This window comes from Paenibacillus sp. TSM33 (assembly GCF_056099025.1).
In genome coordinates this window covers 1-255 of the sequence record NZ_JBLZXB010000065.1, presented here as the reverse complement: position 1 = coordinate 255, position 255 = coordinate 1, and the positions used below count along the sequence as shown (strand labels likewise).

Genomic DNA, 255 nt, shown 5'->3' with positions numbered 1-255 from the left:
TCAAGATGAGATTTCCCAGTATGTAAGACCCCTTGAAGACGACGAGGTAGATAGGTTGGGGGTGGAAGTGCAGTAATGCATGGAGCTGACCAATACTAATCGGTCGAGGGCTTATCCTAAAGATAAGACGCAATGAGTTTCGGATCCAGTTTTCAGGGTGTAAGTTCAGTATATCGTCAGCTCAAGCAGCTGAAGTTACACGAACAAACACACAGCATTTGGCGATGCTGATTCCTGAAAAAGAATTTGCGAAGC

At 45.1% G+C, this 255-nt stretch carries 1 rRNA gene; it reads left to right on the top strand.

The features are described from left to right. Positions 1-119 (top strand): 23S ribosomal RNA (locus tag ACN6NF_RS25910); the annotation flags it as partial. Between the last annotated feature and the right edge of the window lie 136 nt (positions 120-255).